The organism is Pseudomonas sp. IT-P253 (assembly GCF_949768125.1).
Lineage (GTDB): Bacteria > Pseudomonadota > Gammaproteobacteria > Pseudomonadales > Pseudomonadaceae > Aquipseudomonas.
The window spans coordinates 28870-50722 of record NZ_CATKPT010000013.1 but is presented as its reverse complement, the minus strand read 5'-3'; the positions used below and the strand labels follow the sequence as shown (position 1 = coordinate 50722).

Annotated in this window: 26 protein-coding genes; 12 read left to right on the top strand and 14 right to left on the bottom strand. The window is 59.4% G+C overall.

Annotated features, from left to right (window positions below; translation table 11 throughout):
- Nucleotides 1-55: 55 nt before the first annotated feature.
- Both ACM6IR_RS09280 and ACM6IR_RS09275 read left to right on the top strand, forming a co-directional pair.
- Entirely contained in the window at nt 56-328 is a 273-nt protein-coding gene (locus tag ACM6IR_RS09280; RefSeq protein WP_414907439.1) for a pentapeptide MXKDX repeat protein, read from the top strand.
- A 370-nt stretch (nt 329-698) separates the two neighbouring features.
- Entirely contained in the window at nt 699-1100 is a 402-nt protein-coding gene (locus ACM6IR_RS09275; protein ID WP_414907438.1) for a response regulator, read from the top strand.
- A gap of 33 nt (nt 1101-1133) precedes the next feature.
- On the opposite strand, the gene ACM6IR_RS09270 is transcribed toward ACM6IR_RS09275, so the two are convergent.
- Entirely contained in the window at nt 1134-1793 is a 660-nt protein-coding gene (locus ACM6IR_RS09270) for a methyltransferase family protein (protein WP_414907437.1), read from the bottom strand.
- A gap of 204 nt (nt 1794-1997) precedes the next feature.
- Between ACM6IR_RS09270 and ACM6IR_RS09265 the strand changes: the two genes are divergently transcribed.
- Entirely contained in the window at nt 1998-2930 is a 933-nt protein-coding gene (locus tag ACM6IR_RS09265) for a pyridoxal-phosphate dependent enzyme (RefSeq protein ID WP_414907436.1), read from the top strand.
- A 42-nt stretch (nt 2931-2972) separates the two neighbouring features.
- Here ACM6IR_RS09265 and ACM6IR_RS09260 read toward each other — a convergent pair whose 3' ends face one another.
- Nucleotides 2973-3290: a DUF2388 domain-containing protein gene (locus ACM6IR_RS09260; protein WP_414907435.1), complete on the bottom strand. Its 318-nt coding sequence runs from the start codon at nt 3288-3290 to the stop codon at nt 2973-2975.
- 156 nt (nt 3291-3446) lie between these two features.
- Here ACM6IR_RS09260 and ACM6IR_RS09255 point away from each other — a divergent pair, with 156 nt between their 5' ends.
- The 3 genes from ACM6IR_RS09255 to ACM6IR_RS09245 all read left to right on the top strand — a co-directional run bounded on the left by ACM6IR_RS09255 (nt 3447) and on the right by ACM6IR_RS09245 (nt 5873).
- Nucleotides 3447-4553, top strand: coding sequence for an NAD(P)/FAD-dependent oxidoreductase (locus ACM6IR_RS09255; protein ID WP_414907434.1), 1107 nt, complete (start codon nt 3447-3449; stop codon nt 4551-4553).
- 238 nt (nt 4554-4791) lie between these two features.
- Complete coding sequence (locus ACM6IR_RS09250; protein ID WP_414907488.1) at nt 4792-5385, top strand: DinB family protein; 594 nt, start codon at nt 4792-4794, stop codon at nt 5383-5385.
- A gap of 77 nt (nt 5386-5462) precedes the next feature.
- The gene (locus ACM6IR_RS09245; RefSeq protein ID WP_414907433.1) at nt 5463-5873 is read left to right on the top strand and encodes an SRPBCC family protein; all 411 of its coding nucleotides are present in this window, start codon (nt 5463-5465) and stop codon (nt 5871-5873) included.
- A 177-nt stretch (nt 5874-6050) separates the two neighbouring features.
- Here the strand turns inward: ACM6IR_RS09245 and ACM6IR_RS09240 are convergent, their stop codons facing one another.
- Both ACM6IR_RS09240 and ACM6IR_RS09235 read right to left on the bottom strand, forming a co-directional pair.
- Nucleotides 6051-7445 carry a sensor histidine kinase gene (locus ACM6IR_RS09240; RefSeq protein WP_414907432.1) on the bottom strand — a complete coding sequence of 465 codons (1395 nt, stop codon included), beginning with the start codon at nt 7443-7445 and terminating at the stop codon, nt 6051-6053.
- The gene (locus ACM6IR_RS09235; RefSeq protein ID WP_414907431.1) at nt 7423-8106 is read right to left on the bottom strand and encodes a response regulator transcription factor; all 684 of its coding nucleotides are present in this window, start codon (nt 8104-8106) and stop codon (nt 7423-7425) included. Before ACM6IR_RS09235 ends, ACM6IR_RS09240 begins: the two co-directional genes overlap by 23 nt.
- 176 nt (nt 8107-8282) lie before the next feature.
- Here ACM6IR_RS09235 and ACM6IR_RS09230 point away from each other — a divergent pair, with 176 nt between their 5' ends.
- Nucleotides 8283-8588, top strand: coding sequence for a hypothetical protein (locus ACM6IR_RS09230; RefSeq protein WP_414907487.1), 306 nt, complete (start codon nt 8283-8285; stop codon nt 8586-8588).
- A 128-nt stretch (nt 8589-8716) separates the two neighbouring features.
- Here the strand turns inward: ACM6IR_RS09230 and ACM6IR_RS09225 are convergent, their stop codons facing one another.
- Nucleotides 8717-9328, bottom strand: coding sequence for a glutathione S-transferase (locus tag ACM6IR_RS09225; protein ID WP_414907430.1), 612 nt, complete (start codon nt 9326-9328; stop codon nt 8717-8719).
- Between the two features lie 364 nt (nt 9329-9692).
- On the opposite strand from ACM6IR_RS09225, the gene ACM6IR_RS09220 reads away from it, so the two are divergent.
- Both ACM6IR_RS09220 and ACM6IR_RS09215 read left to right on the top strand, forming a co-directional pair.
- Nucleotides 9693-10097 (top strand): TraR/DksA family transcriptional regulator, encoded by a 405-nt coding sequence (locus ACM6IR_RS09220; protein WP_007907888.1) that lies wholly within the window; start codon nt 9693-9695, stop codon nt 10095-10097.
- 158 nt (nt 10098-10255) lie between these two features.
- Nucleotides 10256-11902 (top strand): methyl-accepting chemotaxis protein, encoded by a 1647-nt coding sequence (locus tag ACM6IR_RS09215; RefSeq protein ID WP_414907429.1) that lies wholly within the window; start codon nt 10256-10258, stop codon nt 11900-11902.
- Nucleotides 11903-11951: 49 nt separating this feature from the next.
- On the opposite strand, the gene ACM6IR_RS09210 is transcribed toward ACM6IR_RS09215, so the two are convergent.
- The 3 genes from ACM6IR_RS09210 to ACM6IR_RS09200 form a co-directional block, all read right to left on the bottom strand.
- Nucleotides 11952-12191 carry a DUF2789 domain-containing protein gene (locus ACM6IR_RS09210; RefSeq protein ID WP_414907428.1) on the bottom strand — a complete coding sequence of 80 codons (240 nt, stop codon included), beginning with the start codon at nt 12189-12191 and terminating at the stop codon, nt 11952-11954.
- 131 nt (nt 12192-12322) lie between these two features.
- Entirely contained in the window at nt 12323-12553 is a 231-nt protein-coding gene (locus tag ACM6IR_RS09205) for a hypothetical protein (protein ID WP_414907427.1), read from the bottom strand.
- Between the two features lie 147 nt (nt 12554-12700).
- Entirely contained in the window at nt 12701-12949 is a 249-nt protein-coding gene (locus tag ACM6IR_RS09200; protein WP_414907486.1) for a hypothetical protein, read from the bottom strand.
- Between the two features lie 284 nt (nt 12950-13233).
- On the opposite strand from ACM6IR_RS09200, the gene ACM6IR_RS09195 reads away from it, so the two are divergent.
- The 3 genes from ACM6IR_RS09195 to ACM6IR_RS09185 all read left to right on the top strand — a co-directional run bounded on the left by ACM6IR_RS09195 (nt 13234) and on the right by ACM6IR_RS09185 (nt 15437).
- A complete protein-coding gene (locus tag ACM6IR_RS09195) occupies nt 13234-13704 on the top strand; it encodes a hypothetical protein (protein WP_414907426.1) in 471 nt (156 codons plus the stop codon).
- Between the two features lie 152 nt (nt 13705-13856).
- A complete protein-coding gene (locus ACM6IR_RS09190) occupies nt 13857-14873 on the top strand; it encodes an ABC transporter substrate-binding protein (RefSeq protein WP_414907425.1) in 1017 nt (338 codons plus the stop codon).
- A 126-nt stretch (nt 14874-14999) separates the two neighbouring features.
- Entirely contained in the window at nt 15000-15437 is a 438-nt protein-coding gene (locus ACM6IR_RS09185; RefSeq protein WP_414907424.1) for a DUF3995 domain-containing protein, read from the top strand.
- 114 nt (nt 15438-15551) lie between these two features.
- Here ACM6IR_RS09185 and ACM6IR_RS09180 read toward each other — a convergent pair whose 3' ends face one another.
- The 6 genes from ACM6IR_RS09180 to ACM6IR_RS09155 are packed head-to-tail and all read right to left on the bottom strand — an operon-like array spanning nt 15552 to nt 21615.
- On the bottom strand, nt 15552-15914 hold the full coding sequence (locus ACM6IR_RS09180) for a Na+/H+ antiporter subunit G (protein ID WP_414907423.1): 363 nt from the start codon (nt 15912-15914) through the stop codon (nt 15552-15554).
- Entirely contained in the window at nt 15911-16189 is a 279-nt protein-coding gene (locus ACM6IR_RS09175; RefSeq protein ID WP_414907422.1) for a K+/H+ antiporter subunit F, read from the bottom strand. Before ACM6IR_RS09175 ends, ACM6IR_RS09180 begins: the two co-directional genes overlap by 4 nt.
- A complete protein-coding gene (locus ACM6IR_RS09170) occupies nt 16186-16674 on the bottom strand; it encodes a Na+/H+ antiporter subunit E (RefSeq protein ID WP_414907421.1) in 489 nt (162 codons plus the stop codon). Before ACM6IR_RS09170 ends, ACM6IR_RS09175 begins: the two co-directional genes overlap by 4 nt.
- Entirely contained in the window at nt 16671-18356 is a 1686-nt protein-coding gene (locus tag ACM6IR_RS09165; protein ID WP_414907420.1) for a monovalent cation/H+ antiporter subunit D, read from the bottom strand. Before ACM6IR_RS09165 ends, ACM6IR_RS09170 begins: the two co-directional genes overlap by 4 nt.
- Nucleotides 18353-18697 carry a Na+/H+ antiporter subunit C gene (locus ACM6IR_RS09160; RefSeq protein WP_007944721.1) on the bottom strand — a complete coding sequence of 115 codons (345 nt, stop codon included), beginning with the start codon at nt 18695-18697 and terminating at the stop codon, nt 18353-18355. The genes ACM6IR_RS09165 and ACM6IR_RS09160 overlap by 4 nt, the downstream gene beginning before the upstream one ends.
- Complete coding sequence (locus tag ACM6IR_RS09155) at nt 18697-21615, bottom strand: monovalent cation/H+ antiporter subunit A (RefSeq protein ID WP_414907419.1); 2919 nt, start codon at nt 21613-21615, stop codon at nt 18697-18699. The genes ACM6IR_RS09160 and ACM6IR_RS09155 overlap by 1 nt, the downstream gene beginning before the upstream one ends.
- Between the last annotated feature and the right edge of the window lie 238 nt (nt 21616-21853).

The window sequence follows — 21853 nt, the reverse complement described above, 5'->3', positions numbered from 1 at the left end:
CACCGCGCAGCGTTCGCTGCGCTCATTCACCACCTGTGCTTCAAGGAGTTTCATGATGAAAAAATTAACCACCGCTGTTCTGTCCATGTGCCTCGCCCTGGGCGCCGCCAGTGTGTACGCCGCCGAGGCTACAACGACTAACGGTATGAGCAACGACTCGATGTCCAAGGATGCCATGCAGAAAAACACCATGAAAAAGGACACCATGTCCAAGGATGCCATGAGCAAGGACACGATGAAGAAAGACACCATGAACAAGGACACGATGAAGAAAGACACGATGACCAAGGACCAGGACGCCATGAAAAAAGCCACGCCGTCCTACTGATCCGGACACCGTCATTCGAGGGTATGACTTGAAGTCATACCCTCATGACTTTTAATGGTTACAGCCCCGCAAACCCCCAGTGTTAAAAAATCGCAAACACAGCTCGTCAACCTGAGTACGCAAAAGGACATAGACGAGGTGATTCAGGGCAGCCGCTTGATGCGCAAGATCATGCAGGCACCGGCGCTCAAAGGTATTACCGTCGAAGAAGTGCTGCCCGGCCCGGGCGCTGACCTGATTCTGCAGGACGCCTGATTTTTCACGTCAACCTGTATCAAAAATGAATTTCCGCCACGTCCGCTGCTCATACCTGATAGGTAGCGGATTTGAGCCCGCGAAATCATTGATGTAATCAGGGAGTAACACGGTCATGAGTCCAGTATCGACGGAGGGAGTTCCTGGCGGGTTGATTCTTGTGGTTGAAGACGACCCGCTGATTCTGGAGTTTCTCTGCGAAATTCTTCAGGAAGAAGGCTTTGTGGTTGAACCGCAGATCAGCGCAGACGCTGCATCGATTTATCTGCAACACCATGCGCAGGACGTGAGATTGTTGCTGACCGACATCACCATGCCGGGCAAGCGCAACGGTGCGGACCTGGCCAATGAGTTCGGCGACCGCTGGCCGGACAAACCGATCATGATCATGTCCGGGTTCGAAACGCCGGAAAGCGCCGGGGTCAGGCATTCTGTCTCGTTCATCAAGAAACCCTGGGCGCTGGGGCAATTGCTCGATTGCGTGCAAAGCGCATTCCTGTCAAACCGTACTCTGTAGAAGCGAGCTCGCTCCTACATTTGAAATGTGGCTTCAGTACAGGCCGGGAATCAACCGCCAACTGCGACTGCAATACACCTCGTATTCACTGCCAAACTTCGCCCTCAGCAGCGCCTCTTCGGAGTGGATACGAGCAATCAGCGGAATCAGCGTCAACACCGCCAACACCAAGCCAACCCCTGAACGAAACGCCAGCGCCCAGCCCACCGCAATGACCAACATCCCCAAATAGCTGGGGTTGCGCAGGTTGCGGTAAATCCCTTCAGTCACCAGGCGGTGCCCCGGTTGTATCGCTACCAGGCCGCTGAAGCGGTTGCCCAGCACAAACACTGGCCATAGCCGCAGCGCGCCGCCGCCGATGAACAGCAGCGCCCCGAGCCAACGCACGCCTTCGCCGCCGAACGTCCAGAAGTCGACCCGGTCGGTGTAGGCCGGCAGGTACCCGCTCAATAACCCGATCACCCCGAAGGCCGGAAGCACCCAGCGATTGGCCCGGTCCTCTTGTTCTCCGGAGCTGAGGTTAACTTCGCTGAACAACGAAACAATCGTCATCACCAGGGTCGCCAGCGCAATGGCCACCAGCGCCGAATGAGAGCAGTAAGCCGCCAACCCTCCCAGCCCCCAAACGGCAAGCGCCAGGTAGGCGAGGGTGGATACGATGGCGACGAACGCCAGTTTCGGCGACATTTTCATGGGCGCCTCCACAACAGGAACATAGCCCTCAGTGTAGCTGCCGCAGGCTGCGGGCTTCGATGCACCATGAGTTGGCGATTCAAGGCCTTGCGCGTTATCGCCGAGACGCTGAGCCCGGGGCAGGGTGAACTAAACTTGGAATAGGATCGTTCCCCGACTCGTTGAACCCTGGATGAGTCGGCCGCGAGCTAAAGGGAGCCGACCATGCTTCACATCAGAACGCCCTTGATTCTGCATCCAGACCTGTCGACCCCATCCCGGCGGATCTGGCTCAAGCTGGAAAATCTGCAACCCAGTGGCTCGTTCAAGCTGCGTGGCATAGGGCTGTTGTGCAGCCAGGCAGCGGAGCAGGGTAAGCGCCGGGTGATCTGTCCTTCCGGCGGCAACGCCGGTTTCGCCACCGCGGTGGCCGCCGCCCGCCTTGGGTTGAACGCCTGCATTGTGGTGCCACACACTACGCCGGAAGCGACCCGCGCACGGATCAGGAAAACCGGCGCTGAGGTGATTGTCCATGGCAAGGTCTGGGACGAAGCCAATCAACGGGCCAAGGAGCTCGCGCAGGGTGCGGATACCGAATACGTGCCAGCCTTCGATCATCCGGTGTTGTGGGAAGGGCACAGTACGATGGTCGATGAAATCCTCGAGGATTGTCCTCAGGTCGATGCGTTCGTGATGTCGGTGGGCGGTGGAGGTTTGCTGTCAGGGATACTCACCGGATTGATCCGCCACCATCGCATGGATTGCCGGATCGTCGCGTGTGAAACTCAAGGGGCGGCGTCATTCGCCGCCGCAGTGAGCGCCGGACATCCGGTGATATTCCCCCGGATCGATACGGTCGCCAGGTCGCTCGGTGCGACTCAGGTGGCGGCGTGGCCGGTGCAACACATCCTCGATTTTCCCCATGAATGCGTGGTGCTCAGTGATGATCAGGCAATCATGGGCGTGGTTCGTTATGCCAACGACTTGCGTCAGTTGGTCGAGCCCGCGTGTGGCGTTTCATTGGCGATCGGCTACCTGGATCACCCCGCCATCGCTGGCACCCACGACGTGGTGATCGTGGTGTGCGGCGGAGTCAGCATCAATGCGTCGTTGGTGGCCGGATGGGCGCGCTCATCGGCGAGCGCCGAAGCAAGGTAGGGCCGCAAAGTCGATCCAGTGTTCGCGAGCCCCACCGCTGCTTTATTGACCGCCAGCATCGCCTTCCTGGATGAGGATCGCTCTGGCCAGGTCCTCGTCGCTGGCTTTTAGGCCAGGATTTTCCTGACGAATACGTTGTAAAAGCGACTCCAGATAAACCCCGCGAATCGCACCGTCACTGGCGACGAAACTGGAGGCGTCATCCCGGGCGGGAATCACCAGTTTGTGGTTCTTGAAGGTCGAGTACAGCGAAGCAGAGATCCCGGCTGACGTAGCGACATCGCCCGCATCCACTTTGGCCATAGCCGAGCCGAAGGGTAAACACAGCATCAGGGAAGAGATGATAATCAGACGGCGCATGTTGGTGTCCTCTGAAAGCGTGAAGCAAAAAAGAAGGTCTTTCATAATTTAGGATGCATGGCGGTCGACAGGAGTTCCCTGTTGATGCGTCATAAGTCCAAAGCCGAAAATCCCGGTACCCTCTGATTTTTTGGGCTTCAAAGGAGCGCAAGGCAAGTGAACGTCGATATCGAATGCCTGGTGGTCGGGGCCGGGGTGGTCGGGCTGGCGGTTGCCAGAGCCCTGGCGCGGAGCGGGCGGGAAGTGATTCTGGTCGAGGCGGGCGAGGGCATCGGGGTAGGCATCAGTTCGCGCCATTCGGAAGTGATCCATGCCGGTATCTATTACTCGAGCGGCAGCCTCAAGGCGCAACTCTGCGTGGAGGGCAAACAACGCCTTTACGCCTTCTGCGAGGCGCGCGGCGTCGGCTATCGGCGGCTGGGAAAATTGATCGTTGCCACCGATGATCACCAGCGTGTGGCGCTGCAAACGTTACTTCAGCAAGGCCAACGCAACGGTGTCGATGACTTGCAATGGCTGGACGCCGGCCAGGCGCGCGAACTTGAACCGGCATTGTCCTGCGTCGCCGCGCTCTGGTCGCCGTCCACCGGGATTGTCGATTCCCATGCGCTTATGCTCGCGCTCCAGGCGGACGCTGAAGCCAGCGGTACGTCGATTGCCTTTCACACGCCGTTGATGTCGGCCCGTTGCATGGGGCAAGGTTTCGAGGTGCAAATGGGCGGTGCCCAGCCAATGACCTTGAGCTGTCGCGAGTTGATCAACTGCGCCGGATTGTCCGCACCCGAGGTGGCGAGTCGCATTGAGGGTTTGCCGTCGCTGCATGTCCCGACGTCGCACTTGTGCAAAGGCAGTTATTTCAGTTTCAGCGGCCGTGCGCCATTCCGGCATTTGGTCTATCCGGCTCCAGAGAGTGCCGGGCTGGGCGTGCACATGACCCTCGACCTCGGCGGTCAGGCGCGTTTCGGACCGGACGTCGAATGGGTCGACCATGTGGATTACCGTGTGGATCCACACCGAGCCGATAACTTCTACGACGCCATCCGGCGTTACTGGCCGGGCTTGCCCGAAGACAGCCTGCAGCCAGCCTACAGCGGTATCCGCCCGAAGATCACCGGGCCGACAGAGCCGGCCGCCGACTTTGTCATTAGCGGCCCGGCCATTCACGGGATTCCCGGGCTGGTGAACCTGTTCGGCATCGAATCACCGGGCCTGACCAGTTGCCTGGCGCTGGCCGATCGGGTGGTCGAACACCTGAACATGTAGCAGCTGCCGAGCCTGCGAGGCTGCGTTCGGCGACGCAGTCGTCGTAAATCCTGAGACCGGGTTGTATCAGGCCAACCGCGCTCACCGGACTACGACTGCTGCGCAGCCGAACGCAGCCTCGCAGGCTCGGCAGCTGCTACCGGGCGTGTTTCGACTATTACCGATGATCAGCGCCTGCGATGCTGCGTGCCGAGAGGGCTATGCTTGGCAGTGGGCCCATCACAATGGGGGACCGATGATGATCAACGTACGCACTGCCCGCCTGCTAGCCGACTACAAACAATGGGCCGATCAGCGCCTTTTTGACAGCCTGGCCGCGCTGCCGCCGGGCGAGCTCAACAAAGAGCGGGTATCGGTGTTCAAGAACATGATCGGCACCCTGAACCATATCTACGTGGTGGACTGCATCTGGCAGGCCCACCTCGAAGGCCGAGGGCACGGCTTCAAAACCTCGCATGATTTGCTCCACGCTGAACTCCCGGACCTGCGTCAGGCGCAACGGGACATCGACCACTGGTATTGCGACTGGAGCGCGCGGCAGACCGAGGCATCGCTGGATCAACCGGTCGAGTTCAGGTTTGTCTCGGGAGAAAGTGGCACCATGAGCGCCGGCGCGATGCTGCTGCACGTGGTCAACCACGCCAGTTATCACCGTGGCTGGGTGATCCAGATGTATTTCGACATTCCGGCCATGCCGCCGATGACGGACCTGCCGATCTTCCTGCGCGAGAACGATCCGGGTTTGCGCTCGCTCAGTGCACCGACAGTGACGCCGACGTGTGCGCCGCAATTCGCGCGCGCAACCAACGTTCTGCCGGATCGTTATCGTTGACGCTGGCGAGTGGTATTGGCAGTGGTGTTGTCGACAGCATGGCGATCTGAACCTTGTTGATTAAACGAGAACATGACATGGCAACTGCATCAGCATTTATCGATATCCCGGCTTCGGCCGACAAGGTCTGGCAATTGATTGGTGGCTTCAACTCACTGCCGGACTGGCTGCCGTTGATCACCAATAGCGAGGCCAGTGAAGGCGGGCGTGTGCGCACGCTGCAAACAGTGGATGGCGCGGTGGTGGTTGAGCGGCTTGATACGTTTGATAACGCCGCGAAGTCGTACAGCTATTCGATTGTGCAGGCACCGTTTCCGGCCACCGGCTACCTCGCGACCCTCAAGGTTGAAGCGCAAGGGCAGGGGGCTCGGGTGACGTGGTCAGGGCGGTTTGCGCCTGTCGGTGTGAGTGAGGAAGAGGTCGTGGCGCTGTTTGCCGGGATCTACCAGGGTGGCCTCGAAGCCTTGCGAGCCAACTACCCAACCTAAACGTACGACGCAACCTTGTAGCAGCTGCCGAGCCTGCGAGGCTGCGTTCGGCTGCGAAGCAGTCGTAAATCTGATAGTCGCGGTTTGCCAGACGCACCGCAGTGGATGGTTTTACGACTGCTTCGCAGCCGAACGCAGCCTCGCAGGCTCGGCAGCTGCTACGGGGATTGTGTTGCTTCAGGTTTGGGAAATCAGTCGCTGTCGGCAATTGAGCACCAGGCGCGCACCACCGAGTTCGCTGGTCCCCACGTCAAGCGTAAACCCATGCAAGCTGACAATCGCCGCAACGATCGACAACCCCAACCCAAAACCGCTTTTCTGATGACCACCCTCGGCACGATAAAAGCGCTGGAACACCACCTCTCGTTCGGCCTGCGCAATGCCAGGGCCGGAGTCGAGCACTTCAATGCGGGTATGCCCACCCTCACTGAGCCCACGCAAAATCACCTCGCCACCGGGTGGGGTGAATTTGATCGAGTTGCTTAGCAGGTTGGCCACCGCCTCGAACAACAGCGCTCGATCGCCAGTCACTGCGGGCAACGACGCCGGCAATTGCAACCTGAAAACCAGTGCGCCTTCCTCTGCCAACGGCAGGTAAAAGTCGTGCAGTTCTTGCAGCAACGGCACTGGATCAAGCTGCACAAAACCGGAACGCCGCTGGCGATCCTCCAGTTCGGAAATCCGCAATAAACCACGAAACCGCGCCATCAGCGTGTCCGCTTCGGCGAGCACCGAATCCAGCTGTGCGGCCAGCGTCGAGCCGTCCTCGGCCTGCTGCTGAATCCGGTATAACTGTGCCCGCAAGCGGGTCAGTGGTGTGCGCAAGTCATGAGCAATGTTGTCGCACACGCCCTTGACCTCATTCATCAAGCGCTCGATGCGTTCGAGCATGGCGTTGACAATGGCGGCGAGCATGTCCAGTTCATCGCGGCGATTGGACAGGGGCAGGCGGTGGGTCAGGTCGCCGGCGACGATGGCCTCGGCGCTGGCCTGTATCGCGCGAATTCGCCGCAGCGGACGGCGGCGCAACAAGTGCCAGCCGGCGATGCCCGGCAGGATGGTCAAGGTCACGCCCCAGAACAACGCGTGGAGGATGATTCGTGTGACGGCGAACAGCGAGCCGTTGTCCCGCACCAGCACCAGCCAGCGACCGTCCCCGGTCTCGGTCGCCACCGCGTCGCAGCTGTCGGCGGGCAGGGTCGGGTCGTCGGCCTCGACACAATCGCCGAGCGTGTGGATCTGGCCGTCCAGGGGCAGGCCTTTGGGGATCTCGCGCATGGCGCCGCTGAGGTAGCGATGCTCGCCATCGAACAAGCCATAGGCGTCGATGCCGCGAATGTCGAAGGTCATGCTGACGGCGAGGGCATCTACCAGCTGTTCGCCCTGAAAGCGCGAAAACAAATGCTGACGTTGCATCAACGAGTGTTTGGCCAGGTTGTCCAGGTAAGCGGAAACCTCGTAATACATGACGCCCATGAGGATCCCGCTCCAGATCACGAACAGTGAGCTGTAGAGCGCCAGCAAGCGACTGTTGGAAGAGCGCCAGCCTTTAGACGGGTTCGGCAATGACATAACCGGAGCCTCGCACGGTCCGAATCAATGGGACATTGCCAGGTGGGTCGATCTTTTTGCGCAACCGGCCAATGTGCACGTCGATCAGGTTAGTGCCGGGATCGAAGTGATAGCCCCAGACTTCTTCGAAAATCATCATCCGCGACAGAATCTGGCCGGTGTTGCGCATCAGGAATTCCAGCAACTTGTATTCGGTGGGCAACAGCATCAGCAACTCGCCGTCGCGGCTGGCTTCGTGGCTGATCAGGTTCAGCTCCAGATCCGCGACTCGAAGCGTGGTGGCCTGGGCGGTCACCGTGTTCTGGCGGCGCAACAGGACTTCGACGCGGGCGGCCATTTCATCGGTGGCAAACGGTTTGGTCAGGTAGTCGTCACCGCCGGCGCGCAGGCCACGCACACGCTCGTCCACGTCGGAGAGGGCGCTGATCATCAGGATCGGCGTGGCCACCCCCATGGTACGCAGCGTGGTGACAATCGCCAGGCCATCGAGCTCGGGCAACATGCGGTCGAGGGTGATCAAGTCGTAGTTGCCGCTGACCGCACGCTCCAGACCTTCGCGGCCATTATCGACCCAATCCACGTCGAGGCCATGGCTGCTCAGTTCGGCAACAATTTCCCGGGCGGTCACGGCGTCGTCTTCGATGGTCAAGATGCGGGTCATAGGGCGGACCTGATAGTCAGTTCTAGGCGAGTGTGCGGGCATTTTGCCAAGAAATGCCGGGGACGTTTTAAATTAACTTTCATGTGGCTTCATGGCGCCACCTGGAACATTGATATCATCTAGCCATGATTCTAATAGGGAGCGGGACTGTGAACACTTTGATTCGCCGCGGCAGGATGATATTGCTCTTGTTGTTATGTGTCATCAGTGTTTCTGCCTGGGCGGGTAACACGCCGTGTTCGGGAAAAAAGGGTGGTATTGACCGCTGTGATGGCGACCTGTTCCTGTGTAATGACGGCTCTATCAGTGCTTCGAAGAAAAGCTGTTCGGCGCTTTTGGGCGATAGAAGCCAAGCGCGCCCGCAAACCGTATTGAAAAGCGCCGATGGCTGCGCGTGCGGCTCGAGTTCATTTTGTACGGGGCCACGAGGCGGGGTGTATTGCCTGACGCCAAGCGGCAACAAGAGCTACAAGCGCAAGTAGTTCTGGGCGGCGTTTTTGCGAAAGCCTTCGTCGGATCGCCGCCCGGAGCCGGCTCCCCACAGTAGAACGCGGTCAACGGTGGGAGCGAGCCTGCTCGCGAAGGGGGTAGATCAGCGCTACCCATCTATCTACTCGATCGGGGTGTTCACAAACACCTCAAGCCCCTCGGCGTACGCAGTGAATTCAGCGATCCGTGGGAACTGCGCGACCTCCACCTGATCCGGCACCACAAGGTTGGTAAAGCTCCAGGCCACCGCCAGGGTGATGCCATCTTGAGCCAGCGAACCGTCGGTTTTCAGTGGCTGCTTTTCCAGCTCCTGCTCCAGCACTGACCAGGCTGCCGCCAGTTGCCCTTCAACCCGTTCCACCCACGGTTCGAATTGAATCTGCGCCGGCCGCAGGTTGCGCTCGTAATAGAGCTGCACGGACTTCTCGCACGCCGCCAACGCCAGGCCAATCAGGCGCATTGAGCGCAGTCGCTGATCGAGCTCGCCGGGCATCAGGCTGTGATCCGGTCCGGCCAGCGCTTCGAGGTAATCGATGATCAACGTCGAATCCATCAACACGTTACCGTCGTCGAGCACCAGTGTTGGCGCCTTGACCACCGGGTTGATCTGCTGGAACTGCTCGAAGTGCCGAAACACCGACACCGACTTGTGCTCCAGTGGTATGCCAAGGCATTTGGCGGAAATGGCGACGCGCCGCACATAGGGCGAATCCAGCATGCCGATCAGCTTCATTGAACTTCTCCTTTATAGAGCCATTTCGGGAGGCACAACCTTAGCTGAGGTTCGGTGGGCTGCAAACGGCTTCGCACCGTTAGAGCCGTTTGTCTTCTATATACAGCCGCTCGATTGAATTTCTTGCTATAAACACACTCCGATGACCACCACAAAGGCTGCAATAGAGCATTTTCCGGGCGTTGTCGGACAAATTCGCTGTCTTTTCAGTTGCTGAGGCCTCAAGTCGGCCTTAGACTGCCGCCCCTCGTAAATTGAGTGCCGGGTGGCGCTTGGAATAAACGGCGCCTTTGCGCTGACCGACCCAGGTTTGCCGGAACGCTCCCTAATTCGCCTTAATGCACGTTTTTTTATAGAGATATCAATGACAAAGGACAAGTTGCTGGCCATGCCGGCGGATGACTACATGAATGCCGAGCAACATGCTTTTTTCTCTGAGCTGTTGCAGAACATGAAAGTCGAAACCCATGAGCGAATCGAGCAGAACCGCATCGCCATCGAAAGCCTGGACACCCCGGCCGATCCGGCCGACGCAGCGTCTGTCGAAGAAGAGCGCACCTGGCTGGTGAACGCCATTGACCGCGATCAGCGCATGCTGCCTCAGTTGGAACAGGCTCTTGAACGTATCAAAGAAGACAGCTTCGGCTGGTGCGATGACAGCGGCGAGGCCATCGGCCTGAAGCGCCTGCTGATCAGCCCGACCACCAAGTACTGCATCGAAGCTCAAGAGCGTCACGAACAGATCGACAAGCACCAGCGTCAGGCCTGATTTCGTAGCGCCCCGCATCGCGGGCAAGCCCGCTCCTGTAGGAGCAAGGCTTGCCCGCGATGCTTTTTTTCGCCCTGAAGAAACCCGGGTACTTCTATTGATCCGCTGCAATGCCCCCTACTAATGGACCATAGATAATGGCCTTGTAGTGGCGTTAAATGCCGATACAACAATTAGAATTATTCGTGGGGGTGACGAAGATGACGCGTGACGGATCTATGGTTGCGGCAGTGCCTGCACCCGTACCTTTGCCGAAAAACCTATGGCTGACGCCGACCCTGCAAAGCATCGCCCTGATGCTCTTGTTATGCGGCATGACGCTGGGCGGCTGGTCGCTTTACCTTGGCCTGCCGTTGGCCGTGCTGATTATTTGGTTGCCTCGCCTGCGCTCGCGTGCCATCCCCGAGGCAACCCCCGCCGACAGCGCCAGCGCTATTGTCGAGTTGACTCGCGATCTTTCCTACACCACCAGTCATAACGCGTTGTCTGCCGCCGGTGTAGCTTTTTCGGTCAAGCAGCTGGCCGATAAGCTGCAATCGCAACTCGGTGCCGCGGCACGGATTGTCGGCAACGCCGAAGTGATGATCGCGACCGAACAAGCCACCTCCAAACTCAGTCGAGAAGCCCTTGGTGCCGCCAGCGAAGCTCACCAGAGCAGTGCAGCAGGGCGCACGGCGTTGATCGAATCCATTTCCCGTATGCATCAACTCAGTCAGCGTGCCAGTAACAGCCGCGAACTGATTGAAGCCCTGAGCCTGCGCAGTGACGACATCCAGCGGGTCACCCTGGTCATTCAGTCCATCGCCAACCAGACCAATCTCCTGGCATTGAATGCGGCAATCGAAGCTGCGCGAGCCGGAGAACATGGGCGCGGTTTTGCGGTGGTGGCCGATGAGGTTCGCGGTCTGGCCGCACGCACGGCGACGGCAACCGGCGAGGTCGGGGACATGGTCGCCGATATTCAGCAACGCACCGCGCAAGTGGTGGAGCAGATCCGTCAACTGTCCAGCGACCTTGACACCGGTGTCGAGCAGGTCGAGCACACCGGCGTGCATCTGGAGAACATTGCGCGTCTGGCGGCCGGCGTCGAAAACCAGGTCGGGGAAATCGCCAAGGGCGCCGACACCAACCGTGAACAACTCGATAGCCTGTTTCACGCTATCGAACAGATGCGCAGCGACCTGGCGATCAGCGACCAACAGACCCAACGCCTGGCCCAGGCGGCGGTGCAAATGGAAGCTCAGGCTGAAACCATCAGCGAACGTCTCGCCGAAGTCGGGCTGGATGACTATCACCAGCGGATTTACGACCTGGCCCGCGAAGGCGCGAGTCAGATTGCGGCGCGCTTTGAAGCGGATATCGACGAGGGCCGCGTGAGCCTCGATGATCTGTTTGATCGCAATTACCAGATCATTCCCAACACAAACCCGACCAAATACCAGACCCGCTTCGATCGCTACGCCGATCAAGTCTTGCCGGCGATCCAGGAACCGCTGCTGCCTCGCCATGACGGCCTGGTGTTCGCCATCGCCTGTACGCAGCAGGGCTATGTGCCGACCCATAACAAGGTCTTCAGCCAACCACTGACGGGTGATGCGCAGGTCGATACCTTGCAAAACCGTACCAAACGCAAATTTGCCGACCGCACAGGCATCCGTTGTGGCAGCCACCAGCAAGCTGTACTGCTGCAAACCTACACCCGCGACACCGGTGAGCTGATGCACGACCTCTCGGTGCCAATCATCCTCAAAGGCCGGCATTGGGGTGGTTTGCGATTGGGTTACAAACCGGAAAAACCTCGCTAGACACGATGAATTGTAGGAGCAAGCTCGCTCCTACAGTGCCACATTTGCTTTAGTGCAACTGGTGCATGCGCAGGTTCAGGTCGTCGACCACCCGCGACCAATCGGCGTCTTCACGCAGTTGTTCTTTCAAGAAGCCTGCTTGCTGCGGGGTCCAGAACTCGGCATCGATGAGTTTCTTGTCGTCCGCCAGGGGGGAATGACTGGCAATGAAATCGTCGATCGCCTTCTCGCTGGAGTCCAGGCCGAGTTGGTCGAACAAGCCTTTCAGGTCGTGAGTCGGTGAATCCATCTTCATCTCCTTGCGTGTCGCGTCGTGTGCGAGATCTGAGTGCGGCTTCATTGCATCTGAGGTGGCCGCGCTTCAGGAGTTCGAAAGCGATGTGCAAAAGCAGGAATGAGCATAGACCGCAAACCCGACCCTCAGGCGTTCAATGCACCGCCATCAACGGCAAGTTTCAGCTCTTTGGCGGCGTCCTGGGCGGCGACAGCGGCGACGTCCGATGTCTTGAACCAGCGATCCTTCTCGACCTGGTGATACGTTACGGTGGTCAGCGGTGGTTTGGCGCGCATGACAATGACTGCCTGGAATTCGCCTTCGATTTCTCTGGCTTCGCCCCGGATAAAAAATTCGCCGATATCAAATTCCGTCACGTAGCAGCCTTCCTTTGGAAATAGTCTGTTGTGTTGAACGCTGTCCGCCCTGGGGACGGGTTTCATTGGTCGGGCAGTATGGCAGTAGTTGCCTGCTGACGGCTGAGTTAAGTCATCGGCATGACGAAACGTCTATGGACGTAGCCGTCAACGGCGCAGCTCAAGAGCACGTGCAAGGGCGCAGGCATCGTTGTGGTTGCCACGAAATCCTCTGACACGGCCTGTGGAAACTTCCTTGATGTGGAAGAAGCAATTGCCGGCCAGAATCACTTGAAACCGAGGCGGGGCGGGTTCCTCAGGGTGGAACTCATACTGGGGAAACACCGCCGGATGTAGCATCGGCGAGCTGTTTGTGTACGGTACCTGAGGGGAAGCGAAGTGTGTCAGGGTGCACATATGAAGTCCTTTTCGTTGATTTGCCGACGTGTGTACGTCGTTATGGGTAGTCTCGGTGAGCATCACTGCTCTAGAATCACCGTCACTGGACAGCGACTGATGTTCATCTAAAGCAATTTTTTGCGAGCGATATGTCGGAAAAGTGCTTTTATTCAAGAGCATTTTCCCTAAAGTCGGTAGTCCGGTTTTCTCTGACCGCTAGAAGCACGTTTTCCTATTGCTGCTTTTTTTCTGCTGCGAGCTTTTAAGCGCGCGGCATCATTTTCAGATGTGGGGATGTTTCCTTGGCAGTAAGTAATCTCGATATGCATGCTTTGTTCGTGCTGGGTGATTTGCGCGCAAAGCTGGTTAAACAGTTCCAGTCACGTTTTGTTTACATCACCGAACAGAACGCTGAAGGCATTTACATTGCCGAGATCGACACCGAATCAGCCCTCGTGGTGGACGACAAACCGGGACTCAAGCTGAAGGTCGGCGATCATTTCAGCGCTTCAGTGTTACCCAGTCGCGAAGGCGGCAAGTTGGACATCAAGTTCCGTGACATCAAACTGACGGTTTACGGATTGGGCGACTACGCATTCGTGACCACAGCCGACGGCCACGCGATTGTGTTCAAGGAAGGCCACAGCGTGGTGATGGTGTTCGCTGCTCACCAACAGTTGCAAGAAGGCCTGAGCAAAACCCTGAAAGCTGTAACCGCCAAGGCTGCCAAGTGGCGCAAGGGTGAACTGGTGACTTTCAAGGCCAGCGAATAATGGCTCCGGGCTTGCAGGATCTTTCCGAAAATTAATACTCCCTCCTCGAAAGCAGGAACCTCTACTACAGTCAATTGACTGGGTATTTCGAGGCTTGCAGTCTTCTGCCAGGCCATCCTGCTATTGCTGTGAACAGCACGAGGTGCAAAAGCATGAACGGAGTTCGACGGTTGTTGGCCGCGTTCCTGGCGGTGTTCGGTTTGTTGGCTTCACCCGTTCCGGTATTCGCTGCCCAGACGCCGATCCACTTCGCCGACCTGAATTGGGAAAGCGGCAGTCTGATCACCGATATCCTGCGGATCATTGTCGAGAAGGGGTACGGGCTGCCCACCGATACCTTGCCGGGCACGACCATCACTCTGGAGACTGCGCTGGCCAACAATGATATTCAGGTCATTGGCGAAGAATGGGCCGGCCGCAGCCCGGTCTGGGTCAAGGCAGAGGCTGAAGGCAAAGTCACGAGTCTTGGCGATACGGTCAAGGGTGCCACTGAAGGCTGGTGGGTGCCGGAGTACGTGATCAAGGGCGACCCGGCCAAAGGCATCAAGCCGCTGGCACCGGACCTGCGCAGTGTCAGCGACCTGCCGCGCTACAAGGGCGTGTTCAGCGATCCGGAAAGCCCGGGCAAGGGGCGCTTCCTCAACAGCCCGATCGGCTGGACTTCGGAAGTGGTCAACAAGCAGAAACTCAAAGCCTATGGGCTGGACGACAGCTATGTGAATTTCCGCAGCGGTTCCGGGGCGGCGCTGGACGCGGAGATCAGTTCGTCCATCCATCGCGGCAAACCGGTGCTGTTTTATTACTGGTCGCCTACGCCGTTGCTCGGCCGCTACAAACTGATCCAGCTGGAGGAGCCGCCGTTTGACGCCGAAGCCTGGAAAACCCTGACCGACGCCGACAATCCGAATCCCAAGCCAACCCGTTCGTTGGCCTCCAAGCTGTCCATTGGCGTTTCCACGCCCTTCCAGAAGCAGTATCCGCAGATTACCGATTTCTTCAGCAAGGTCGATTTACCAATCGATCCACTGAACAAGGCACTGGCCGACATGAGCGAAAAACACACCGCACCACGTCAGGCCGCCGAGGCGTTCATGAAGGCGCACCCGGATGTGTGGCGGGCCTGGGTGCCCAAGGATGTGGCGGACAAGGTGTCTGCCGCGTTGAAATAAAGGGGTGTCATGGCGGGCAGTCATCGATCATTCAACGATGACTCTCTGCCACCACTGACGAATACCCTTACAAAATACTTTAATGAAGTTCATCCTCCTGCAACATTTTATGCTGGATGTCTGAATATGAGCCTAATGATCGCGCAATGGATGGCTGCAATTTTCCTGTTGATCAGCCTGCCCCACCTGTACTGGGCGGCGGGTGGCAAGTTGGGTAGCGAGGCGGCGGTGCCGCGAGTGCCTGGGGAGGGCGGCGGCGAATCAAGGCCGGCGTTCAAGCCTTCGGGTTTTGCGACGTTGCTGGTGGCGGTGGGGTTATTGCTGATTGCGATGCTGGTGTGCCTGCGAGTCGGCCTCTATCTGCCGACGGTGCATCACTGGTCGCTGCAATGGGTGATCAGCGCCGTCGCGATGCTGATGTTCGCCCGTGCAATCGGCGATTCGGAGCTGATGGGGTTCTTCAAACAGGTCAAGGATTCGAGATTTGCCCGGCTGGACACCTGGGCTTATTCGCCGTTGTGCGTGGTGTTGGGCGCCGGATTGTTGGCTGTCGCCTGGATCTGAGTTGCCAGGACTACCGCCTTCGCGAGCAGGCTCGCTCCCACAATGGAATACATTCTCCTGTGGGAGCGAGCCTGCTCGCGAAGGGTCCCTGCCAGGCAACACAAAACGTTGAACTTAAATCCCGCTGTCTGTACGCCGGCTACTCACCTCGGCCGGCACATCGTCCCCGGCCATGCGTTTACGAAACAACGCCGCCCGAGCCAGCAGCAGCGTGGTCACCGGCATGGTAATTGCCAGCAGGACCGGAATCAGCCAGGCGTGCAGCACCGGCCCGGACTCGATCGCCGAAAAGTAGAGGATCGACGCCAGGGCCACGCACCAGGCACCCAGTGTCGACGCCAGCGCCGGCGGGTGCATGCGCTGAAAGTAGTCCTTCATCCGCAACAGGCCAATGGCGCCGATCAGCGCAAACAGGCTGCTGAGCACCAGCAGGATCGCCACCGGGATTTCAACCCATAGAGACAGTTCTGCGCTCATTCGATCACCTCACCGCGCAACAGGAATTTCGCCAGGGCAAATGAGCCGACGAAGCCGAACAGCGCAATCAACAGCGCCGCCTCGAAGTAAGTGTCACTGGCGTAACGAATGCCCAGCGTCAGCATCATCAGCATCGCGAGGATGTACAGATAGTCCAGCGCCAGAACCCGGTCCTGGGCGGACGGCCCTTTGAACAGACGGATCAGGGTCAGAATCATCGCCATGGAAAAGAGGAACAGACTCAGCAGGACCGCGTTCGGCAGCAACTCGCTCATTCGAAAATCTCCATCAACGGACGCTCGTAAGCCGTCTTGAAGTGCTGGATGAACAGCGCTTCGTCATCCAGATCGAAGACGTGCAGCAACAGAATGCTGCGGTCCAGCGCCAACTCCGACCAGACCGTGCCAGGCACTACCGTACAGATCATCGACAACGCGGCCAGGCCGTTGGCATCACGCAGGTCCAGCGGCACCTTGATGAAACGCGAGCGTGGCGGACGCCGACCCGCGTTGAGCACGCCCCAGGCCACGGCGACGTTGGAGACCAGCACATCGCAACCGACGAGGAAGAACAGGCGCAGGATCACACCGGGCCGGCGAATGCGGATCGGCAGCGGACGCAATTTGCGCATCATCAACGGCGCGCAGAACCCCAGCACGGCGCCCAATAACAGGTTGCCGGGGCTCATCGACAGGTTCAACACCAACCACAACAGCCACAGTGCCAGCGACAACCACGGCGCCGGAAACAGACGGTTCATGGTTGCACCTCCAGCATCGCTGCCTTGGCTTCAGGGCTCGGCACCGCCCGGGTGCCGAGTACCGCCATCACGTATTGCTGTGGGTGGTTCAAGGCCTCGGCGGCGGCCTGCGTATAACGCAACAGCGGCTCAGCCTTGAACGTCAGCAGGATACTCAGCCCCAACAAGGCAATGATCGGCACGCATTCGAGCCGTCGCAGCAACGGCGACGGTCGTTCTTGCGGCGTCCAGAAACGCTGGATGCCCAGGCGCGAGAAGGCGATCAGCGACGCCAGCCCGGACAGGATCAACAATGCCAGCAAGCCCCACGCGGCGTTCGACACCGGTTCATCGCTGCCATTGCCCAGGCCCAGCGGGTTGAGCAGGGCGCTGAGCAGGCTGAGTTTGCCGATGAAACCCGAGAGCGGCGGCATGCCGATGATCAGCAGCGCGCAGGCAATGAAACTCAAACCGAGGAACGCCATGGCCCAGGGAATCACCTGACCGACCAGCGCTTTCTGTTCGTCATCGAGGTTGATGCCTTTGAGCGGTTGCGGCGATTCCATCGGTCGCGCAAGCAGGTCTGCGTCATCGAACAAGGGCACTTCATTCACCGAGCGCGAACGCTCGATCAATTCGGCCAACAAGAACAGCGCACTCAACGCCAGGGTCGAGCTGACCAGGTAGAACAACGCAGCGCCGATCAGGTTCGGCTGGGCGAAACCGATGGCCGACAGCAGAATCCCCGCCGACACCAGAATGCTCAGGCTGGCCATGCGTTCCAGCCGTTGCGCCGTCAGGATCGCCAGCGCGGCGCAGGCGATGGTCGCCATCCCGCCGTAGATCAGCCAGCCGCCACCGAAATACGCCGAAGCGCCGGCCTGACCGGAGAACAGCAATGTCCACAAACGCAGCAAGGTGTAGACGCCGACTTTGGTCATGATCGCGAACATCGCCGCCACCGGCGCACTGGCCGAGGAATAGGCCGGCACCAGCCAGAAGTTCAGCGGCCACATCCCTGCCTTGGCCAGGAACGCTACCGCAAGTATTCCCGCGCCGGCATGCAGCAACCCGCGATCGGCTTCCGGCACCAGCGGAATTTTCAGCGCCAGGTCTGCCAGGTTCAGGGTGCCGGTGACACCGTAGATCAGCGCCGCACCAATCAGGAACAGCGACGAGGCCAGCAGATTGATCGAGATGTAATGCAAGCCCGACGACACCCGCGCCCGGCCCGAACCGTGGAGCATCAAGCCGTAAGAGGCGGCCAGCAGCACTTCGAAAAACACGAACAGGTTGAACAGGTCCGCCGTCAGGAATGCGCCATAAAGGCCCATCAACTGAATCTGGAACAGGGCATGGAAACTCGAACCGGCACCGTCCCAACGGGCCATGGCGAACAGCAAGGCGCTGACGCCGATGATCCCGGTCAGCACTAGCATCATTGCCGAGAGGCGATCGACCACCAGCACCAGGCCGAACGGCGCTTGCCAGTTGCCGGGCAGGTACACGCCGATGGAACCGGGTACGTCGGTGGTTTGCGTCCACTGCAACAGCAACACGGAAATGCCCAGGCCCAGAAGGCTGGAGAACAGGTTGATCCTGGCCTTGAGCGGACGGTGCCTCTCGCCGAGCATCAGCATGATGGCGGCGGTCAACAGGGGCAGCAGAATCGGCGCAGCGATCAGGTGCGTCATTGCATTCATTCTTTAGGCTCCCGGCCATCCACATGGTCGGTGCCGGTCAGCCCCCGGGAAGCCAGCAACACCACCAGGAACAACGCGGTCATCGCGAAGCTGATGACGATCGCGGTCAGCACCAGCGCCTGCGGCAGCGGGTCGGTGTAATGCAACAGGTCCTGCGGCACGCCGTCCTTGATGATCGGCTCCCTGCCGATGAACAGGCTGCCCATGCTGAAGATGAACAGGTTGACGCCGTAAGACAGCAGGCACAGGCCCATGACCACCTGGAATGTCCGGGGGCGCAGGATCAGCCAGACGCCGGACGCGGCCAGTACGCCGATGGCGATTGCGATGACTTCTTCCATCAGACGGCTCCTTGCGTGGCGACGGATTTAGGCTGGGCGGCGGTTTTGTGGCCGCGAACCGATTGGTGGGCGAGGGCGGTCAGGATCAGCAGCGTCGAACCCACCACCACGGCATAGACGCCGATGTCGAAGAACAGCGCACTGGCGATATGAATGTCGCCCAGCACCGGCAGCTCGAAATGCCAGGTATGAGTGGTCAGGAACGGATAGCCGACCGCCATCGCCCCAAGCCCTGTGACGGTGGCAAACAGCAGGCCGATGCCCATCCAGCGCAGCGGTCGCAGGCTCATTTGTGCTTCGATCCACTGGGTGCCGGCGACCATGTATTGCAGAATGAACGCCACCGACATCACCAGCCCGGCGACAAACCCGCCGCCCGGTTGATTATGGCCGCGCATGAACAGGTAGAACGACACCACCAGCGCAATCGGCAGCAGCAGGCGCACCAGCACTGCCGGGACCATCATGAAGCCAAGCGCGGTGTCGCTGGCATGACGCGGGTTGACCAGGTCGGTGACCACGTCCGGCGCCAGCAGACGCTGTTGGGCGGGCAACTGCAGGCTTTCCTTGGGAGGGCGGAAACGACGCAGCAGGGCGAACACCGTCAGGGCCACGGCCACCAACACGGTGATCTCACCGAGGGTGTCGAAGCCGCGGAAGTCCACCAGCATCACGTTGACCACGTTGCTGCCGCCGCCCTCAGGCAGGGCGCGGCTGAGGTAGAACGAGGAAATAGCATTCGGCGTCTGACGCGTCAGCATGGCGTAGGCCAGCAACGCCATGCCGCCGCCGACCACGGTCGACAACAGCAAATCGCGGATCCGCCGGATGCGCGCCTTGCGCAGGCTGCTCGGCAACGGTGACACCTCTTCGATCCGTCGAGGCAGCCAGCGCAGGCCCAGCAGAATCAGCACCATGGTCACCACTTCGACCACCAGTTGCGTCAGCGCCAGGTCCGGTGCCGAGAACCAGACGAAAGTTACACAGGTCATCATGCCGCAGACGCTGACCATGGTCAGGGCCGCGAGTCGATGATATTTGGCCTGCCACGCCGCGCCGAGGGCACAGGCAATCGCCAGCAGCCAGAGGATCACGAACACGATCGAACCTGGAATCTTCGGCCGCTCGCCCCAGCTCAAGCTGCTGTGGAGCATCGGGATCAGCCCGGCGAGCACCGCCGCCAGTACCATCAGGAACAATTGGGTTTGCAGGCGTTTGGTGTTGATGCGCCGCTCCAGACGACGGGCCAGGCGCATCATGATCACCAGGCTGCGCTCGAACAAACGCTTGCCGTTGAACCGGCCGATGATTGGCGGGTACTTGAAATGCCCGAGCTTGAATTGATTGCGCAACAACAGGTAAAGCACGATGCCGCCGGACATGGCAATCAGGCTCATGATCATCGGTGCATTCCAGCCGTGCCAGATCGCCAGGCTGTATTCAGGCAGGATGCCGCCCACGACGGGCAGGGCCGCGGCGGCGAGCAACGGGCCGACCACCTGCGCGGGAAAGATCCCGACGATAAGGCACGTGAACACCAGCAATTCCACCGGCGCGCGCATCCAGCGGGGTGGCTCGTGCGGGGTGTGGGGCAGGTCGGTGGCGGTGGGACCGAAGAACACGTCGACGGTAAAGCGCAGCGAATAGGCGACGCTGAAGGTGCCGGCGATGGTCGCGACAATCGGCAGGGTCATCTCGACCCAGGCGGTCGCGTTGATGAACACGGTTTCGGCGAAGAACATTTCCTTTGAGAGGAAACCGTTGAGCAGCGGTACACCGGCCATGGAGGCGCTGGCGACCATGGCCAGGGTCGCGGTGAAGGGAATCAGTTTAATGAGGCCGCTGAGTTTGCGAATGTCCCGGGTACCGCTTTCATGGTCGATGATCCCGGCGGCCATGAACAGCGAGGCCTTGAAGGTGGCATGGTTGAGAATGTGAAACACGGCTGCCACGGCTGCCAGCGGACTGTTCAGCCCCAGCAGCAGGGTGATCAGGCCCAGGTGGCTGATGGTCGAGTAAGCGAGCAGGCCTTTGAGGTCATTCTGGAACATCGCGCAATAGGCGCCGAGCAACAGGGTGCAGCCCCCGGCCCCGCTGACGATGTAGAACCATTCTTCGCTGCCGGACAGTGACGGCCACAGGCGTGCGAGCAAAAACACCCCGGCCTTGACCATGGTTGCAGAGTGCAGATAGGCCGAGACCGGCGTTGGCGCGGCCATCGCGTGGGGCAACCAGAAGTGGAAGGGAAATTGCGCGCTTTTGCTCAGGGCGCCAATCAGGATCAGCGGGAGCAAGATGGGGTAGAGGGCATGTGCGCGAATCAGATCGCCGGCGACCAGGACCTTGTCCAGGTCATAGCTGCCGACCACATGGCCAAGCAACATGACCCCTGCCAACAGGCACAAACCGCCCGCGCCGGTGACCATCAGCGCCATGTAGGCACCCCGCCGGGCATCGGCGCGATGGTGCCAGTAACCGATCAACAGGAACGAAAAGAGACTGGTCAGCTCCCAGAAAAACACCATCTGGATCAGGTTGCCGGAAATCACCAGCCCGAGCATGGCGCCCATGAATGCCAGGAAAAACGCAAAGAATCGCGGCACCGGATCATCCGGCGACATGTAGTAGCGGGCGTATAACGAAACCAGCGCGCCGATGCCCAGCACCAACATCGAGAACAGCCAGGCGAAACCGTCCATGCGCAGGACGAAGTTCAGGCCCAGGCTCGGTAGCCAGAAAAACTCTTCACGAATGACGCCGCCATGGGCGATTTGCGGGTACAGGAAGGCGACCTGGACGGCGCCAATCAAGGCAACCAGACCAGCCAACAACGATTCGGTGTTGCGCGCGTTGTGTGGCAACAACGCTGCCACACAGCTGCCGATAAAAGGCAGAAGCAGTAGAACTATCAGGGACATAGGCTTCTAATCTGCGGAAGTTTGTGAAGCATCATACGTGCCAGTTCCCGGATCACCAAACGACAAGCTGTCGCAGAATCCTACACGGTAGACCGAAAATCCCTGATTCACATTGTTTCAAAAAGCTGTGTTCGACCGGTCAGATGCTATCGCGAGCAAGCTCGCTCCCACAGGTAATCGATGTGTACATAGATAGGGTGTACACCAATGATCCAATGTAGGAGCGAGCTTGCTCGCG

What these genes read in the sequence shown, in the direction of transcription:
- ACM6IR_RS09275 (WP_414907438.1), top strand. Translation starts at nt 699, where the DNA reads ATGAGTCCAGTATCGACGGAGGGAGTTCCTGGCGGGTTGATTCTTGTG.
- ACM6IR_RS09235 (WP_414907431.1), bottom strand. Translation starts at nt 8,106, where the DNA reads ATGACCCGCATCTTGACCATCGAAGACGACGCCGTGACCGCCCGGGAA.
- ACM6IR_RS09190 (WP_414907425.1), top strand. Translation starts at nt 13,857, where the DNA reads ATGAACGGAGTTCGACGGTTGTTGGCCGCGTTCCTGGCGGTGTTCGGT.
- ACM6IR_RS09200 (WP_414907486.1), bottom strand. Translation starts at nt 12,949, where the DNA reads ATGTGCACCCTGACACACTTCGCTTCCCCTCAGGTACCGTACACAAAC.
- ACM6IR_RS09210 (WP_414907428.1), bottom strand. Translation starts at nt 12,191, where the DNA reads ATGGATTCACCGACTCACGACCTGAAAGGCTTGTTCGACCAACTCGGC.
- ACM6IR_RS09260 (WP_414907435.1), bottom strand. Translation starts at nt 3,290, where the DNA reads ATGCGCCGTCTGATTATCATCTCTTCCCTGATGCTGTGTTTACCCTTC.
- ACM6IR_RS09280 (WP_414907439.1), top strand. Translation starts at nt 56, where the DNA reads ATGAAAAAATTAACCACCGCTGTTCTGTCCATGTGCCTCGCCCTGGGC.
- ACM6IR_RS09155 (WP_414907419.1), bottom strand. Translation starts at nt 21,615, where the DNA reads ATGTCCCTGATAGTTCTACTGCTTCTGCCTTTTATCGGCAGCTGTGTG.
- ACM6IR_RS09220 (WP_007907888.1), top strand. Translation starts at nt 9,693, where the DNA reads ATGACAAAGGACAAGTTGCTGGCCATGCCGGCGGATGACTACATGAAT.
- ACM6IR_RS09270 (WP_414907437.1), bottom strand. Translation starts at nt 1,793, where the DNA reads ATGAAAATGTCGCCGAAACTGGCGTTCGTCGCCATCGTATCCACCCTC.
- ACM6IR_RS09265 (WP_414907436.1), top strand. Translation starts at nt 1,998, where the DNA reads ATGCTTCACATCAGAACGCCCTTGATTCTGCATCCAGACCTGTCGACC.
- ACM6IR_RS09170 (WP_414907421.1), bottom strand. Translation starts at nt 16,674, where the DNA reads ATGAACCGTCTGTTTCCGGCGCCGTGGTTGTCGCTGGCACTGTGGCTG.
- ACM6IR_RS09215 (WP_414907429.1), top strand. Translation starts at nt 10,256, where the DNA reads ATGCCGATACAACAATTAGAATTATTCGTGGGGGTGACGAAGATGACG.
- ACM6IR_RS09160 (WP_007944721.1), bottom strand. Translation starts at nt 18,697, where the DNA reads ATGGAAGAAGTCATCGCAATCGCCATCGGCGTACTGGCCGCGTCCGGC.
- ACM6IR_RS09175 (WP_414907422.1), bottom strand. Translation starts at nt 16,189, where the DNA reads ATGAGCGAGTTGCTGCCGAACGCGGTCCTGCTGAGTCTGTTCCTCTTT.
- ACM6IR_RS09240 (WP_414907432.1), bottom strand. Translation starts at nt 7,445, where the DNA reads ATGTCATTGCCGAACCCGTCTAAAGGCTGGCGCTCTTCCAACAGTCGC.
- ACM6IR_RS09230 (WP_414907487.1), top strand. Translation starts at nt 8,283, where the DNA reads ATGATATTGCTCTTGTTGTTATGTGTCATCAGTGTTTCTGCCTGGGCG.
- ACM6IR_RS09245 (WP_414907433.1), top strand. Translation starts at nt 5,463, where the DNA reads ATGGCAACTGCATCAGCATTTATCGATATCCCGGCTTCGGCCGACAAG.
- ACM6IR_RS09250 (WP_414907488.1), top strand. Translation starts at nt 4,792, where the DNA reads ATGATCAACGTACGCACTGCCCGCCTGCTAGCCGACTACAAACAATGG.
- ACM6IR_RS09185 (WP_414907424.1), top strand. Translation starts at nt 15,000, where the DNA reads ATGAGCCTAATGATCGCGCAATGGATGGCTGCAATTTTCCTGTTGATC.
- ACM6IR_RS09180 (WP_414907423.1), bottom strand. Translation starts at nt 15,914, where the DNA reads ATGAGCGCAGAACTGTCTCTATGGGTTGAAATCCCGGTGGCGATCCTG.
- ACM6IR_RS09225 (WP_414907430.1), bottom strand. Translation starts at nt 9,328, where the DNA reads ATGAAGCTGATCGGCATGCTGGATTCGCCCTATGTGCGGCGCGTCGCC.
- ACM6IR_RS09165 (WP_414907420.1), bottom strand. Translation starts at nt 18,356, where the DNA reads ATGAATGCAATGACGCACCTGATCGCTGCGCCGATTCTGCTGCCCCTG.